The organism is uncultured Alteromonas sp. (assembly GCF_963976965.1).
GTDB classification, from domain to species: Bacteria; Pseudomonadota; Gammaproteobacteria; order Enterobacterales; family Alteromonadaceae; genus Alteromonas; species Alteromonas naphthalenivorans.
The window spans coordinates 101,054-115,072 of record NZ_CAXBMP010000006.1; the positions used below are offsets into that span (position 1 = coordinate 101,054).

Genomic DNA, 14,019 nt, shown 5'->3' on the forward strand with positions numbered 1-14,019 from the left:
AGTATTTCACTCAAATATTCAACAGCCCAGTTAAATAAAAATTAAATATCATACCAATCGGTAATTACGATAACGTGCAGTAAAAGGTGCTATCGGCTTGCGGCCAATACAGTCGCCTCGCGTAAACGGGTAACAACATCTGTCACTTTATTGATGACGTAAGTGATGTCATCTAATGTGGTGAACCTGCCTATACTGAAACGTATTCCAGCGTGAGCCAGTTCACTACTTCTACCAATGGCGCGTAATACGTATGAGGGTTCTAAGCTTGCCGATGTGCAGGCAGAACCAGACGATACCGCAATATCGTTCATCGCCATCATCATACTTTCCCCATCCACACCACCAAAACTCACATTTAAAATGTTCGCTATTCGCTGAGTTTCATGGCCATTAAGGTGAATATCATCTAACTGGCTTAGCCCTTCCCACAACGCGGTTTTCAACTTGCTAATGTGGGCGATATCATGCTCTAACTGCTGATAGGCAAGGTGTATCGCTTCGCCCATCCCCACAATCTGGTGTGTTGCCAACGTGCCTGAACGCATACCCCGTTCGTGTCCGCCACCATGAATTTGGGCAGCTAAATTGATTTTTGGTCGACGGCGAACGTATAAGGCGCCCATGCCTTTCGGACCATAAATTTTATGCGCTGAAATAGATAACAAGTCGACTGGCAATGCTTGCAAGTCAATGGGAAGCTTACCCACACTCTGCGCCGCATCTACGTGAAACAGGATGTTCTTAGCACGGCAAAGCTCACCAATAGCACTAATATCTTGAACAACACCTAATTCGTTGTTCACGTGCATTACTGAGACCAAAATGGTGTCGGTAGTTATTGCTGCTTCAAGCTGTGAAAGTGAAATAAGACCTGATGTATCCACATCTAGGTAAGTCACTTCAAACCCTTGTTTCTCTAAATGTTCACAGGTATCTAATACTGCTTTGTGTTCGGTATTAACGGTAATAATATGTTTACCGTTATTCGCATAGCCTTCGGCTACGCCTTTAATAGCCAAGTTGTTTGACTCTGTCGCACCCGAGGTAAATACAATTTCGCGTGGATCGCAGTTCAGTGCATCGCTTATTTGATTGCGGGCTACATCTACCGCTTCTTCGGCCATCCAACCAAAACGATACGAACGGGAAGCTGGGTTACCGAAATTGCCGTCTATCGTCAGGCACTGCACTATTTTTTCTGCAACCCGTGGGTCGACAGGTGTGGTAGCGGCATAATCTAAGTAAATAGGTGTTGAACGAGACATAGCGATTAATACATTCTCTAAAACTGATGTTATAACTGGAAACTAACTTCGATATCGTTGGCTACATTACGTAAAGACGTACTTTTATCTTGACGCCCAGCCACTTCTTGAACATCGCGCTTGGCCATTAATTCACCAAGGGTAATATCGTTTAAAAAAGAGCTTATACGATCGCTCAAATCTTGCCATAAACTATGGGTTAGGCAACGGTCGCCACTTTGACAATCCGCTTGGCCTTGGCAACGGGTAGCATCTACCGATTCATCTACCGCACGAATAACTTCACCAATTGATATATTGGTAGCATCGCGCCCTAGTAAATAGCCACCACCTGGTCCACGAACACTATCGACTAGCTGATCTTTACGTAATCGAGAGAAAAGCTGCTCTAAATAAGATAGCGAAATAGCTTGGCGTTCAGAGATATCAGCGAGAGGCACAGGACCGCGTGTCGAATGCAATGCTACATCAAGCATTGCCGTTACTGCGTAGCGCCCTTTAGATGTTAATTTCATAGAATCCTCCCGCTATTAAGATAGCAAGAATTTTCACATACCTGACTAAATTGGTCAAGTATAAGACCTAGTAATTTAGTCAAGTATTATTGATTGAGTTAATCGCTTTTAGCTACGCAAAAAATAAACCGTAAAATTAGCAGCTTACGCCAGTGAGTTACGCGCTTACTTTTTCATTTCGACTACCCAAGCGTCGGCTAAATAGCAGGGTCGAACGCCTCTTGGCCAGCTTTGGCTTTACTCTCGTCTGCAAACTCAATTCCCGTATCGGCAAAATCTTGCGCAGATATGTTATGTAAGTTATCAGTACAAACATCCCCACCGAGGGATTGAATTACCTTGCACATCTCTTCCACCTTGGTATCCATTTGATGCATATGCTCTAGCATAATGCCCATTGCATTAGCTACTGGGTCTGGATTATCTGGTGCAACAGCGTAAGCATCGAACCCGTATTTTTCGGCAATTTTATTGCGGTTGGGGTTCAGTTGGACGGCGTCGCTTTGTTGTTTAGAGATAATAATACGCCCAGGAATACCCACTGCAGTGGCACCTGCAGGTATATCTTTCACCACCACGGAGTTTGAGCCTACTTTGGCATTTTCACCTATGGTGATAGGGCCGAGTACTTTAGCACCCGCGCCCACTACCGCGCCTTTTTCTAACGTAGGATGACGTTTCCCCGGCGTCCAACTTGTACCGCCCAATGTCACCCCGTGATACAAGGTAACATCGTCGCCCACTTCTGCAGTTTCACCAATCACTACGCCCATGCCATGGTCGATAAATACACGGCGCCCTAAGGTAGCGCCTGGGTGAATTTCAATCCCAGTCAGCCAACGGTTAAATGTGGAGAGACTGCGTGCCAACCATTTCCAATTAGCTTTCCACAATTTGTGACTAACACGATGCAGCCACACCGCATGTAAACCTGGGTAGTTGGTTAAAACTTCAAAGGTATTTCGTGCCGCAGGGTCACGATGAAATACCCCTTGAATGTCATCTTTAATTCTGGAGAACACAAGTGCCTCGCCTAGTTACGTTATTAGCTATTAGTTATTTTCTTTATTTACTTTTGACTCAGGGTCAGACGCTGGAGCGTTATCTCCTTTCACCGATTTATCAATAGATGCCAAAATACCACGTAAAATATTAAGTTCTTGTGACTCAGGACGGGCACGATTGAACAAACGTCGAAGTTTAGTCATCACTACACCAGGGTGGCTTTTACGAATGAAAGAGGTGCTTTCCAAAGTCTTTTCCAAATGGGTATAGAAACGCTCTAAATCTTCGTTTAGTGGGTACTCTTCTTCAACGCTGGGGTAGGTTTCGCGATTAAGATAGGCCATACGAATTTCATAACATAAGGTTTGTACCGCGGCGGCTAAGTTAAGCGAGCTGTATTCTGGGTTTGCTGGAATACACATATGGAAGTGACACTGCTGCAACTCTTCGTTGCTTAATCCACTATTTTCACGGCCAAATACCAGTGCTACGGGGAAATTACTGACTTCCTGTACTAGCTTTTCGCCGCATTCACGTGGCCCAAGCATAGGCCATGAATGGGTTCTAGAACGGGCCGAGGTACCTACCACCAAACCACAATCAGACACGGCTTCTTCTAACGTATTCACTATTTTAGCATTGGCGAGAACGTCTCCAGCACCTGCAGCCAAGGCACTTGCTTGGCCATCAGGTTCATGAACAGGATTAACTAAATAAAGGCTACTCAAGCCCATGGTTTTCATGGCTCTGGCCGTGGAGCCAATGTTACCAGTGTGTGATGTACTCACCAAAATAATACGGATGTTCTCGAGCATGCTTTTTATTACCTGTAGCCTCGTCAATATTGAGCGAATGGTAGCACAATGGCGGTATAGATGGCTATCTGAAGGCCTACATTGATGCCTCAAACCAGTCGGCATCATCCGTAGTTGTGCGACCTACCCACATTTCATTTGCATCACACGACCATTCTGGTTAAGATGCGCGCGTTTTGAACACCTTACCTTGTGGGTCACTTGCGTAAAACGCATGTTGGGCTAACCTATGGTCAAGGTCTGTTCTTTGGTCTTTTACAATTGGTGGTTTATCTATGCATCCTATGCTGAATATTGCGGTGCGCGCAGCGCGTGCGGCTGGCACAATTATTGTTCGTGGTTTCGAAAAACACAACGAAGTAGCAACTGAATCAAAAGGCGCTAACGACTACGTTACGCAAATTGATAAAGAAGCTGAACAAGCTATTATTGCTAAAATTCAGCAATCATTCCCAAATCACTGCTTTTTGGGCGAAGAGTCTGGTGAAACTGCCGGCGCAGACACTGACTTTCAGTGGATTATCGACCCGCTAGATGGCACCACCAATTTCATTAAAGGCATTCCTCACTTTGCCGTTTCTATTGCATTACTTCACAAAGGTCGTCTAGACCAAGCTGTTGTATTCGATCCTATCCGTAGCGAATTATTCACTGCTAGCCGTGGTCAAGGTGCTCAGTTGAATGGTTACCGTATTCGTGCGTCTAAGCCTCGTGATTTAAATGAGACTATTCTCGCTACTGGCATGCCGTTTAAAAACAAAGCTAAGTTTGGCGAGTATGCGCTAAGCCTAAACAAAATTTTCCATGAGTGTGGCGACATTCGCCGTGCAGGTAGTGCAGCGTTAGATTTAGCCTACGTTGCTGCAGGCCGTCATGATGGCTACTGGGAACGTGGTATTAAAACGTGGGATATCGCAGCAGGCGAACTTATTGTTCGAGAAGCTGGCGGCCTAGTCACCGACTTTAAAGGCGGTAACGATCCACTTTATAGCGGTGAAATTGTTGCTGGTAGCGCCAAGGTAGTTCAAGGCTTAGTTAAGCATTTAAAATAGCCTTTGAATTTTAGAAGGCAGCTCATTGACTTAGTGTCTTATATAAAGTGAAAAAGCGGTGTTCATACACCGCTTTTTTGTGCCTGTTTATAAGCTGGCTATTTTTGCTAACTTTCAGACTGGCTTTGCTGCTCGCTTAGTAGCTGGTCTTATTGCTAAATTTGTAACCGCTTTAGTAGCTGGCTTTAGTAGGCGCTTTAGTAGGCGCTTTAATCGCGGTCTTTGAATAAACCGATGCAGAAGATGGCGTAATGGTTGTATCAGTATCTCGGTTAGTTTCTTGCGACTTTCCCTTCAAGCCAAATAGTAGTCGTGTAACCATGTTTCTTTTGGCAAGTTCATAAGTTAGCGCACAACCAACTAACGTAAATAGTAAAATGAGCACAAACTGAATGCCTACTGGAAAGCCTATTGAATGCAGGCTATACGCGGCCACTACAATCAGTGTTTGGTGCATCATGTAGTAGGGAAGCACACCGCCATTAAGGTATTTTACCCAGCCCATGGGTTTATTTAAGTAACGCTTACCAAAGCCCAGTATCGCCGCCAACCAAGCCCAATGATTCAGCACTACAATATAACCGACCATCACTCTGAACCACCAATACTCAGTCATCCAGTCGCCAACAGGCCCAAACATGTCATGCCTATCTGCGATAATAAGTGAATACATGCACAACGCCACCACCGCGCTTACATAACGAGTACGCTCTAGTGCTTCCCATAGCTTGGGCTGCAAAATGATAACGGCACCTACCACCATAACAAGGAAGTATTTAGCATGGCTGTACCAGTCATTTAGCAAATCGTGTGTAGTGGGGTATGTATTTCGCAGCATTAGCCATATTGCGACCATTGCTGTAGAGGATGCAAAAGAAAAGCTTATTATTCCAATCTGGAGTTTTGCTAACTGAGCCATTATCGGAAACAGCAAAATTAACAGTAACGAATACACCCACAAGTAAGGTAAAAACCAAAGGTGATTCCACGTGAGTAAGCCAATGTCAGAATGACGCTCGGCAAGCCACTGAGTATTAGGGTTAATGTATTCTAAATAGAACTGCGTAAAAGTGGTGTCTATCACCCCATTAACCGTCCATTCAATATAAACTTGTGGGGCAACTATCACAAACATGCCAAATAATAACGGAATCATTAATCGTTGAGTTCGCTGAGTTATCAACTCCCCTGCCCGTTTTAAGAATAAAAGCGGTTTAGGCTCTACGCGCGTCAACAATACCGTCAGTACCATCGAAGAAATTAGAAATAACAGCGACATTCGCCACTGATTAGTTAAAATCATCACGTCTTGCAGCCACGCTTGAGGCTGTTCACTTTTGATATGCCATCCCCATTCCAACACGTAGTACATACCAATGTGATAGAGAATTAACACACCAAACGCAATAACTCTTAATGCATCGAGTGCATAAAATCGGGTTGATTCGCTGCGATTTATTGCTTGTGTCATTTCTGTCTGTCCTATTCAATAATGTAGTAATAGTGTTTGATATAACGTACATTTTCTTACTTGCACTAGCATAGAGTGACGAAGGAATGAGTAATTGGGGGTAAGCGGTGGGTAGCAGTGACGAAAAACTCAGTCAATTTTTTCGCAATACAGAGCGATATCACAAATGGGCAGCGTTTTTACTGCTAGTGATATATTTATTTTTGAATAACTCGATTAATGCTGCATCAGATTGGACAGAGCTATCGAGGGATTCAAATAACAGTACGGCTTTGTGGGAGCCTTATCTGTGGGAATATAGCAGCGCATTGGCCACTGCATTATTAGTCGTCCCCCTTATTTATTTCATTCGTAAACTTGATACTTACGCATTTGGGGTTAGAACATGGCTACTTTGGCATTTTGCGTTTGCGAGCCTTTTTTCAATTGCACATGTCACTTTGATGGTGGCCTTTAGAGAGCTGTGCTATTTACTATCGGACAAGGAATACAATTTTGGACCTATAGCCAACGAATTTTTCTATGAGTACCGTAAGGATTTATGGGGTTATATCACCCTTATCACCTTTTATTACATCATAATGTTCAGTTATAGAAGACTTATAGGAGAGGCTTCCGTTATTCGGGAGCATGATGAGCGTGTGGAAGTTAATGGCGCTAGAGGGAATCCCTCCACCTCGGGCATGCCCGACAATTTGTTGGTAAAGAAGCTAAACAGAGAATTTTTAGTAAAACTTAGTGACGTCTATTGGGTAGAAGCATCGGGCAACTATATTAATCTGCACACGGTGAAGTCGACCTTTCCATTACGGTATACCATGAAACATTTCTGTGAACACGCTAGTGAAAAAGGCTTTATTCGTGTGCATCGTTCCTATGTGGTGCAAAGCACACTTATAGACAACATACGATTTGAAGACAGCGGAGATGGCACTTTAACATTGTTAAATGGCACTGAAGTTCCCGTCTCTAGGCGTTACAAAGACGCCTTAAAAGCCCGCCTAACTCCTGCAGCGTAAATTGAAAGCAAAAAAAAGCTAGTCAATTGCTGACTAGCTTTTTGTAACTTGTAAACCTAGCGTCAAAAGTTAGGGCATTGGGTCTAAATCAGCGCCTTCTTTTTCTACCTGAGGTGGCATCAAATCTTCTTTACTAATACCCAGTGCTAGTGCAACTGAGCTTGCAATATAAACGGAAGAATACGTACCAACAACAACACCAAACAACAATGCAGTTGCAAAACCATGAATGAGTGCGCCGCCTTTGTAAAACAGTGCTACCAATACCAATACCGTGGTTAATGACGTGATAATGGTACGGTTCAAGGTTTGCGTAAGCGAGATATTGATAATATCAATAGGCTCGCCTTTACGAATTTTGCGGAAGTTTTCACGAATACGATCAGAGACAACAATAGTATCGTTAAGCGAGTAACCAATTACCGCTAATACCGCTGCGAGTACCGTTAAATCAAACTCAATTTGAAGTATCGAAAATAACCCCAAGGTTAGAATAACATCATGAGCAAGGGCCGATACCGAACCTAGCGCGAAACGCCATTCAAAACGCATGGCAACGTAAACCAATATACAGATGAGCGCCACTAGCATGGCCAAACCACCCTGCTCAGTAAGCTCTTCACCCACATTTGGCCCTACGAATTCAATACGACGCATATCAACCGTAGTGCCGTCGGCACGTAACGCTGCTAATACTTGCTCACCAATGGTGGCCGCTTTAACACCGTCACGAGGTGCAATACGAATTAGCACCTCTTGGCTGCTACCAAAGTTTTGTACAATAGCGTCTTCGAATTCCGCGTTATTAAGTAACGCACGAATCGATTCTAGGTTTGCCGAATCTTCGTAACCCACTTCAATTAGCGTTCCGCCAGTGAAATCTAATCCCCAATTAAGACTGTTAACGCCCAAAGAGACGAATGAGCCTAAAATAAGAATGGTAGATAGCACCATCGCTGGCACACGCAGACGCATGAAATTAATGGTTTCAGATAACTTTAATAATTGCATGTCCTGCTCCTATATCGCTAATTTCTGTACATTACGTCGACCGCCCCACACTGCGTTAACGATAACGCGTGTTAGTAAAATGGCAGTAAACATAGAGGTAGCAATACCAATCATTAGCGTAATAGAGAAGCCTTTAATTGGACCGGTTCCTACAGCGAACAGAATTAGACCCGCAATGAACGTTGTGATGTTAGCATCTAAAATGGTAGAGAACGCGCTGTCATAGCCATGATGAATGGCCTGTTGAGGGCTTCTTCCATCACGTATCTCTTCGCGAATACGCTCGAATATCAGCACGTTGGCATCTACTGCCATACCTACGGTAAGTACGATACCCGCCATACCCGGTAAGGTTAGCGTCGCACCAGGGATCATAGACATAATACCCACAATCATCACCAAGTTGGTGATAAGTGCAATGTTTGCCACAATACCAAAGGCTTTGTAGTAAATGAGCATAAACACAAGTACCGCCAACAAACCATACACAATAGCTTGTGTACCAAGCTCAATGTTCTCTTTACCTAAACTTGGCCCTACTGTGCGCTCTTCAACAATTTGGATAGGCGCAATCAATGCTCCGGCACGGAGTAACAAGGCTAAATCACGCGCTTCTTTTGGTGAATCTAGACCCGTAATTTGAAACTTACTGCCTAACTGTGCACGAATAGTGGCTACGGAAATAACCTGTTCGTGCTTTTCGAAGATTAGCTTGTCGTCTTTATTACGCTCGCCGTTCGACTTGTATTCAATAAATACCGTAGCCATTGGTTTGCCAATGTTGCCACGGGTCGAGCGAGACATTTTATTGCCGCCCTCTGAATCAAGTGAAATATTAACGTTAGGCAAACCGTATTCATCTACACCACTATTGGCATCAATGATATGACTTCCGGTAAGCATAATGCGTTTTTCAAGAAGCTGAGGAATGCCTTGCTGGTCTTCAATGACTTGAGATCCAGCAGGTACGCGGCCATTTAATGCATCACGTACATCGTTTTTCTGGTCAACCATTCTAAATTCTAGCGTTGCCGTTGCATTTAGAATTTCTTTTGCACGAGCGGTGTCTTGAATACCTGGAAGTTGCACAACAATACGGTCAGCACCTTGCTTTTGAACCAAAGGCTCAGCAACACCTAACTGGTTAACACGATTACGAATAATAGTAATGTTTTGCTTAACCGCATTCTCGCGAATCTCTTGAAGTTTAGCTTCTGAGAAAACCGCGCGAAGAACTAAATCATCAGTTTGGTTTAACGTAAGGTCACGATTTTGATTGCGTAGGAAAAACTCTGCTTTATCAAGCGTTTCTTCATCGCGGAAGGTAATTTCTACATAGTCGTCTTTTTGCGTAACACCGCGATAGCGAATGCCTTCTTCACGAAGAGAAGTACGAAAACCGCTTTCAGCATCTTCCAATGACTTGGTGATCACTTCGGTCATATCCACTTCCATTAAGAAATGAACGCCGCCGCGTAAATCCAAACCAAGTTTCATTGGCGTGCCACCTAACCCTTCAAGCCATTCTGGCGTATCAGGTGCAAGGTTCATTGCCACGAAATAATCGTCGCCAAGAGCATCTTCTAACACTTCACGGGCAACTAATTGAGTGTCTGAATCTGAAATTCGAACAAGAATTTGTTCATCTTCAAATTCGATGCGTTTGGGGGTAATGCCTTTAGCCGATAATGCAGACTCAACTTGGCCTACCATCGACTCGGTAACGACAGCATCACGACCTGCAGAGATCTGCACCGCGTGATCTTCACCGTAAATGTTGGGAAGTGCATAAAGTGCGCATAGTCCAATGACGATAAGCGTACTTAGCACTTTCCAGATTGAATTTTTATTTAGCACTGGATAGTTCCTTTCGTGCCAGTACCGGGAAGGTCCCGGCCCCGGCGTTTGTCAATTACAGCGACTTCATAGTGCCTTTTGGCAACACAGCTGTTACAGACGACTTCTGCACAACAATGTTGTTCGTGTCGTTAAGAGAAATTTCGATAAAATCTTTGTCGTCAGACACTTTCGTAATACGACCAACAATACCACCTTGCGTTAGCACTTCATCGCCTTTACCTAATGAAGTAACTAAGTTTTTATGCTCTTTTACACGCTTCGCTTGAGGGCGATAAAGTAGGAAGTAAAAAATTAAACCGAATACGGCCAACATGATGATCATTTCCATGCCACCGCCTTGTGCAGCGCCGCCAGAAGCTTGCGCATGTGCGCTTGAGATAAATAGGCTCATAAAATTCCCCAAATATTTTCGTTGTTATAGTGCCGGAACCGGCATATTTTTTTGTTCATAGAAAGTGTGTACGAATTCGTCCAACGAATCTGCTTCAATAGCATCGCGAAGGCCTTGCATAACACGTTGGTAGTAACGAAGGTTATGGATGGTGTTTAAACGCGCACCCAAAATCTCATTACACTTATCTAAATGATGTAGATAAGAGCGAGAATAGTTTTTACAAGTGTAACAGTCACAATTTTCATCAAGGGGCGAGGTATCGTTGCGGTGGACCGCATTACGAATTTTCACTACGCCATCGGTAACAAACAAATGACCGTTTCTTGCATTACGAGTTGGCATAACACAATCGAACATATCGATACCACGGCGCACCGCTTCTACAATATCTTCTGGTTTACCTACACCCATTAGGTAGCGTGGTTTGTCTTCTGGAATTTGCGGCGCAGTATGGTCGATAATGCGGATCATATCTTCTTTAGGCTCACCAACCGATAAGCCACCAATAGCATAACCATCGAAGCCAATAGCTTCTAGCCCAGCTAGCGATACATCACGCAGACCTTCATACATGCCACCTTGGATGATACCAAACAAAGCAGCAGGACTGTCGCCATGAGATTCCTTGCTTCGCTTCGCCCAGCGTAATGACATTTCCATAGAAACGCGCGCTTCTTGCTCAGTGGCAGGAAAAGGCGTGCACTCATCGAAAATCATCACGATGTCGGAACCCAGATCGCGCTGCACTTCCATTGATTTTTCTGGCGTAAGTAAAATCTTTTCGCCGTTAATTGGCGAGCGGAAGGTTACCCCTTCTTCAGTGATTTTACGCAAATCACCTAGACTGAATACTTGGAAGCCGCCTGAATCGGTAAGGATAGGCTTATCCCAATGCATAAAATCATGCAGGTCGCCATGCTGACGTATAACGCCTGTGCCCGGGCGCAGCATCAAGTGGAATGTATTGCCAAGGCAAATATGTGCACCACTGTCTTCTAATTCTTCAGGGGTCATCCCTTTTACTGTGCCGTAAGTTCCCACAGGCATAAATGCTGGGGTTTCTACCACACCACGATCAAAAACCAGACGTCCGCGTCTGGCTTTACCATCGGTTTTCAACAACTCAAATTGCATGTAAAGCGTTCCCAATCAGGTGCGCGCTCTGGCGCTGGGTCAAACGAAATTGTGGGCGATTATACCAGTTATTCTTCTGAGATCATGCCCAATACGCATGTTTATCGTTGAGATAAAGAAATAGGGCGGTCATCCTCTGCCCTATTCCCTAAAATATCGCTGAAGCTTTATCTTTCAATTAGGCTTTTTCGATAAACATGCTGTCGCCATAACTGAAGAACCTGTACTCGTTCTCGATGGCTTCTTGATAAGCATTCATCACATTTTCTCTACCAGCAAAAGCACTTATCAGCATCATTAGTGTCGATTCGGGCAAATGAAAATTAGTGAACATGGCGTCGACTACTTTGAAGGTAAAGCCCGGATAAATAAAAATTTCAGTATCTGAGTAAAACGGCGCAATCACAGGGTTTTCATCTGTATTATTTTCGATTGATTGCTCTGCACTGGCTTTTGCCGCAGATTCTAACGAACGTACCGATGTAGTGCCTACCGCAATCACCCGCTTACCTTTTGCTTTGGTTGCCAATACGGCATCTACCACTTCTTGAGATACCTCGGCATACTCAGCATGCATTTTATGCTCTTCGATATTTTCCACCCTTACAGGTTGGAAAGTACCTGCACCAACGTGCAAAGTAACAAAAGCCAAGTTCACGCCTTTTGCTTTTAACGCCGCAAGCATATTGTCATCGAAGTGTAAGCCCGCCGTTGGCGCAGCAACTGCGCCTGGCGTTTCATTGTAAACCGTTTGATAGCGTTCTTTGTCGGTAGATTCATCAGGGCGGTCAATATAGGGTGGCAATGGCATATGGCCATACTGCTCTAACAATGAAAGTGCCGTTTCTTCATGGTCGAAGCGCAACAAGAACAAAGCATCATCACGCCCTTCAACCGTGATATTCACTTGCTCTTCTAGCAAAAGGCGGGTACCTGGCTTTGGCGCTTTACTAGCGCGCACATGTGCAAGAGCGGTGTGCTCGGTTAAAATACGTTCAATAAGCACCTCAACGTGGCCACCGGTTTCTTTCTTGCCTAACAGCCGCGCAGGTATAACCCGCGTATTATTAAATACCAGAAGGTCACCCTCTTCTACTAACGACAGCATATCGTTAAACATAGCGTGAGTAACTGCGCCCGACTTACCATTCAACTGAAGTAAACGGCTTGCCGTTCTATTTTCTGTTGGGTACTTGGCAATCAGGTTTTCTGGTAGTGTGAAGCGATAATCTGATAATTTCATATTTACTATTTAAAACGCTAAAATTGAACTAAAGAATTAAGACAAAAGTTGAATATTAAGTAAATTTAAGTTTTATGCACATTGGTTATTTCAACCGAAATACAACTTCAATCACTCATTCAACCTGTTATTTTTATTAGCCTAAAGTAGCCATGTATAATTTACTATACCTACTTATGGAACCCAATACGGTCGAATATCAAACAAAGATAGAAGAAAAAATCTTAAACGGTTAAGATTTATCCCAGATAGTGATGATGTTCTCCCTTAACATTCCTTATCTTAGACCCGACATTTGTCGGGTTTTTTTTCGCTTGTCGATTGCTACCGACTTCTTAAGCGAGCTTTTCACTTCATATCCTTTTGCAATGAAGCATTTTACCTGTTTGTATCGTCAAGATCAGTTAAGATTTCTTCTATTAATGCCGCATCTACTGCTCTCGCTTTAAGGACGTATAATATTTGTACTAACAAATCTGCGCCCATGATGCCTTTATTCACCTTGTTTCTTAAATTATCAGCACTTTGTTCTACACCAATGTCGGCTAAACGCTGACTGAGCGCTTGATATTTCACTCCACGCACAGACATTTCAGACTTAACGAGTCGCGCTACGGTTTGTCGCCATGCATTTTTAGCACTCAATTAAACACCCCATTTGTGACGTATATTTTACAAAAAACACACTTTTTTACACATTAAAAGCATATTCGTTATTGACGATTATGGCATAATACGTCTACACTGCAAGTCAAGAATATTGGCGAGTGCGTAAATTGTGGTTACAGTGGCACTCGACATTATCGCTTCAATCGAAAAGGAGAACTGTATGAGTTGGGATCTAGAAAGCATCGAATCTTTGTTTAAAGAGCACGATGACTTTGTGGTGACGCGTGAGGAAAACTGTTTACTCATTGCGAATCAAGACGGTATAGACGCGTGGCTGGCTATTAGCGGCGAGCAAATTTTAGTGGAAACCTTATTGTTTGCTTCATCGGAAGTGAAAGACAAAGCGGCTTTAGATCACGAAATTTTATCTACCCATATGTTGTTCCCGTTAACTACGGTTGGTATTTCCACTGTTGGCGATGAGGAATACTACGTTGCCTTTGGTGCGCTTAGTGCCCAATCGAAATCAGAAAGTATTGTGATTGAAGTAGAAACACTGTTTCAGAACGTTGCATCATTTTTAGATGCCTACGAAACACACCTTAGTTAATATTTACTTCGAA

At 43.6% G+C, this 14,019-nt stretch carries 14 protein-coding genes; 3 read left to right on the forward strand and 11 right to left on the reverse strand.

The features are described 5' to 3' along the window. Positions 1-89 precede the first annotated feature (89 nt). From AAC006_RS07000 to trmJ, 4 genes are all read right to left on the reverse strand, one after another. On the reverse strand, positions 90-1,268 hold the full coding sequence (locus tag AAC006_RS07000; protein WP_339890984.1) for an IscS subfamily cysteine desulfurase: 1,179 nt from the start codon (positions 1,266-1,268) through the stop codon (positions 90-92). Between the two features lie 29 nt (positions 1,269-1,297). Continuing rightward, positions 1,298-1,783: a Fe-S cluster assembly transcriptional regulator IscR gene (gene iscR / locus AAC006_RS07005; protein ID WP_339890987.1), complete on the reverse strand. Its 486-nt coding sequence runs from the start codon at positions 1,781-1,783 to the stop codon at positions 1,298-1,300. A gap of 197 nt (positions 1,784-1,980) precedes the next feature. Beyond that, entirely contained in the window at positions 1,981-2,805 is an 825-nt protein-coding gene (gene cysE, locus AAC006_RS07010; protein WP_256771501.1) for a serine O-acetyltransferase, read from the reverse strand. Positions 2,806-2,835: 30 nt separating this feature from the next. Then, entirely contained in the window at positions 2,836-3,603 is a 768-nt protein-coding gene (gene trmJ, locus AAC006_RS07015) for a tRNA (cytosine(32)/uridine(32)-2'-O)-methyltransferase TrmJ (RefSeq protein WP_339890989.1), read from the reverse strand. Between the two features lie 275 nt (positions 3,604-3,878). Here trmJ and suhB point away from each other — a divergent pair, with 275 nt between their 5' ends. Next, positions 3,879-4,655 carry an inositol-1-monophosphatase gene (gene suhB, locus AAC006_RS07020; RefSeq protein ID WP_256771499.1) on the forward strand — a complete coding sequence of 259 codons (777 nt, stop codon included), beginning with the start codon at positions 3,879-3,881 and terminating at the stop codon, positions 4,653-4,655. A 172-nt stretch (positions 4,656-4,827) separates the two neighbouring features. Here suhB and AAC006_RS07025 read toward each other — a convergent pair whose 3' ends face one another. After that, positions 4,828-6,126, reverse strand: coding sequence for an acyltransferase family protein (locus tag AAC006_RS07025; RefSeq protein ID WP_339890991.1), 1,299 nt, complete (start codon positions 6,124-6,126; stop codon positions 4,828-4,830). A gap of 107 nt (positions 6,127-6,233) precedes the next feature. Between AAC006_RS07025 and AAC006_RS07030 the strand changes: the two genes are divergently transcribed. Further along, on the forward strand, positions 6,234-7,145 hold the full coding sequence (locus tag AAC006_RS07030) for a LytTR family DNA-binding domain-containing protein (RefSeq protein WP_339890993.1): 912 nt from the start codon (positions 6,234-6,236) through the stop codon (positions 7,143-7,145). Between the two features lie 69 nt (positions 7,146-7,214). Here the strand turns inward: AAC006_RS07030 and secF are convergent, their stop codons facing one another. The 6 genes from secF to AAC006_RS07060 all read right to left on the reverse strand — a co-directional run bounded on the left by secF (position 7,215) and on the right by AAC006_RS07060 (position 13,432). Next, on the reverse strand, positions 7,215-8,156 hold the full coding sequence (gene secF / locus AAC006_RS07035) for a protein translocase subunit SecF (RefSeq protein ID WP_013783255.1): 942 nt from the start codon (positions 8,154-8,156) through the stop codon (positions 7,215-7,217). Positions 8,157-8,165: 9 nt separating this feature from the next. Next, on the reverse strand, positions 8,166-10,013 hold the full coding sequence (secD, locus tag AAC006_RS07040) for a protein translocase subunit SecD (RefSeq protein WP_339890994.1): 1,848 nt from the start codon (positions 10,011-10,013) through the stop codon (positions 8,166-8,168). A 55-nt stretch (positions 10,014-10,068) separates the two neighbouring features. Beyond that, on the reverse strand, positions 10,069-10,407 hold the full coding sequence (gene yajC / locus AAC006_RS07045; RefSeq protein ID WP_013783253.1) for a preprotein translocase subunit YajC: 339 nt from the start codon (positions 10,405-10,407) through the stop codon (positions 10,069-10,071). A 24-nt stretch (positions 10,408-10,431) separates the two neighbouring features. Continuing rightward, entirely contained in the window at positions 10,432-11,544 is a 1,113-nt protein-coding gene (gene tgt / locus AAC006_RS07050; protein ID WP_013783252.1) for a tRNA guanosine(34) transglycosylase Tgt, read from the reverse strand. A gap of 178 nt (positions 11,545-11,722) precedes the next feature. Further along, positions 11,723-12,787, reverse strand: coding sequence for a tRNA preQ1(34) S-adenosylmethionine ribosyltransferase-isomerase QueA (queA, locus tag AAC006_RS07055; RefSeq protein WP_339890995.1), 1,065 nt, complete (start codon positions 12,785-12,787; stop codon positions 11,723-11,725). Between the two features lie 378 nt (positions 12,788-13,165). Then, a complete protein-coding gene (locus AAC006_RS07060; RefSeq protein ID WP_013783250.1) occupies positions 13,166-13,432 on the reverse strand; it encodes a DUF6471 domain-containing protein in 267 nt (88 codons plus the stop codon). Between the two features lie 184 nt (positions 13,433-13,616). Between AAC006_RS07060 and AAC006_RS07065 the strand changes: the two genes are divergently transcribed. After that, positions 13,617-14,006, forward strand: a complete 390-nt coding sequence (locus tag AAC006_RS07065; protein WP_013783249.1) for a DUF2170 family protein — start codon at positions 13,617-13,619, stop codon at positions 14,004-14,006. The last annotated feature ends 13 nt before the right edge of the window (positions 14,007-14,019 follow it).

What these genes read in the sequence shown, in the direction of transcription:
- suhB (WP_256771499.1), top strand. Translation starts at nt 3,879, where the DNA reads ATGCATCCTATGCTGAATATTGCGGTGCGCGCAGCGCGTGCGGCTGGC.
- yajC (WP_013783253.1), bottom strand. Translation starts at nt 10,407, where the DNA reads ATGAGCCTATTTATCTCAAGCGCACATGCGCAAGCTTCTGGCGGCGCT.
- trmJ (WP_339890989.1), bottom strand. Translation starts at nt 3,603, where the DNA reads ATGCTCGAGAACATCCGTATTATTTTGGTGAGTACATCACACACTGGT.
- queA (WP_339890995.1), bottom strand. Translation starts at nt 12,787, where the DNA reads ATGAAATTATCAGATTATCGCTTCACACTACCAGAAAACCTGATTGCC.
- AAC006_RS07000 (WP_339890984.1), bottom strand. Translation starts at nt 1,268, where the DNA reads ATGTCTCGTTCAACACCTATTTACTTAGATTATGCCGCTACCACACCT.
- AAC006_RS07065 (WP_013783249.1), top strand. Translation starts at nt 13,617, where the DNA reads ATGAGTTGGGATCTAGAAAGCATCGAATCTTTGTTTAAAGAGCACGAT.
- AAC006_RS07025 (WP_339890991.1), bottom strand. Translation starts at nt 6,126, where the DNA reads ATGACACAAGCAATAAATCGCAGCGAATCAACCCGATTTTATGCACTC.
- secF (WP_013783255.1), bottom strand. Translation starts at nt 8,156, where the DNA reads ATGCAATTATTAAAGTTATCTGAAACCATTAATTTCATGCGTCTGCGT.
- iscR (WP_339890987.1), bottom strand. Translation starts at nt 1,783, where the DNA reads ATGAAATTAACATCTAAAGGGCGCTACGCAGTAACGGCAATGCTTGAT.
- tgt (WP_013783252.1), bottom strand. Translation starts at nt 11,544, where the DNA reads ATGCAATTTGAGTTGTTGAAAACCGATGGTAAAGCCAGACGCGGACGT.